The 1,657-nt window shown below is 71.6% G+C and carries 1 protein-coding gene; it reads left to right on the forward strand.

Translation table 11 applies throughout. The features are described 5' to 3' along the window. The first annotated feature begins 83 nt into the window (after positions 1-83). A complete protein-coding gene (locus tag H5J29_RS31820) occupies positions 84-1,445 on the forward strand; it encodes a cystathionine beta-synthase (RefSeq protein ID WP_181784624.1) in 1,362 nt (453 codons plus the stop codon). Positions 1,446-1,657: the final 212 nt, after the last annotated feature.

Consider the following 1,657-nt stretch of genomic DNA (forward strand, 5'->3'; position numbering starts at 1 on the left):
CCGTGCTGCTGGTGGTCGCCGTGGTCGTGGCGGTCGTCGCGGTCACCGGGACCGGATGACGGCGGCGGTGAGACGATGACCCCATGCGCTACGCCGAGCACATCTCCGACCTGGTCGGCAACACCCCGCTCGTGAAGCTGGGCCGGGTCGCGGAGGGGCTGTCCCCGCTGGTCCTGGCCAAGGTGGAGTACACGAACCCCGGTGGCAGCGTGAAGGACCGCATCGCGCTGAAGATGGTCGACGCCGCCGAGGCCTCCGGCGAGCTGCGCCCGGGCGGCACGATCGTGGAGCCGACCTCGGGCAACACCGGGATCGGGCTGGCCATGATCGCGCAGCGCCGCGGGTACAAGTGCGTGTTCGTGTGCCCGGACAAGGTGGGCGAGGACAAGCGGAACGTCCTGAAGGCGTACGGCGCCGAGGTCGTCGTCTGCCCCACGGCGGTCGACCCGGACCACCCCGACTCGTACTACATGACGTCGGACCGGCTCGTCCGCGAGATCGAGGGCGCCTGGAAGCCGAACCAGTACGCCAACCGGAACAACCCGGCCTCGCACTACGAGGCGACGGGCCCGGAGATCTGGGAGCAGACCGACGGGCGGATCACGCACTTCGTGGCGGGGATCGGCACCGGCGGCACCATCTCCGGCACGGGCCGCTACCTCAAGGACGTCTCCGACGGCCGCGTGCGGATCATCGGCGCCGACCCCGAGGGCTCGGTGTACTCCGGCGGCACCGGCAGGCCGTACCTGGTCGAGGGCGTCGGCGAGGACTTCTGGCCGACCACCTACGACAAGGACGTCTGCGACGAGATCGTCGCGGTGTCCGACGCCGACTCCTTCCACATGACGCGGCGGCTCGCCCGCGAGGAGGCGCTGCTGGTCGGCGGCTCGTGCGGGATGGCGGTGGTCGCGGCGCTGCGCGTCGCGGCGAGCGCGCCGCCGGACTCGGTGATCGTCACGCTGCTGCCCGACGGCGGCCGCGGCTACCTCGGCAAGGTCTTCAACGACGGCTGGATGGCCAGCTACGGCTTCCTCCCGCCGACCGAGGGCGCCACCGTGGGCGACGTGCTGCGACGCAAGGACGGCACGCTGCCCGACCTCGTGCACGCCCACCCGAACGAGACGGTCGCCGACGCGGTGCACTACCTGCGGGAGTTCCACGTGTCGCAGATGCCGGTCGTGCGGGCCGAGCCGCCGGTGATGGCGGCGGAGGTCGTCGGGTCGGTGGTCGAGCGGGACATCCTCGACCTGCTGTTCACCAACCGGGCGAAGCTGCTGGACCGCCTCGACCAGCACATGTCCCCGCCCCTGCCCACGATCGGGGCGAACGAGCCGCTGGACACGGCGATGGCGGCGTTCGCCGAGGCGGATGCGGCGCTGGTGCTGGTGGACGGCAAGCCCGCGGGCGTGGTGACCCGCTCCGACGTCCTGGCCTTCCTCGGCTGATCCCGTCGGCTGTTCCGCGCCGGCCTCAAGATCGCACGTTTCGTGCTCTCAGCGCGGCAAGATCGCGAGTTGGGTGCTCTCAGCGCGGTGCTGGCAGCGCTCACAGCACGAAACGTGCGATCACCCGCCGCGGTCACACTGTCCTCTCAGGGCCCCTCGCTACGGTCGGGGCATGCGGAGAACCCTGCTCGCGGCGGCGCTCGGGCTCGGCG

The sequence above is a fragment of the Pseudonocardia pini genome, from assembly GCF_013870575.1.
Classification (GTDB): Bacteria; Actinomycetota; Actinomycetes; order Mycobacteriales; family Pseudonocardiaceae; genus Pseudonocardia; species Pseudonocardia pini.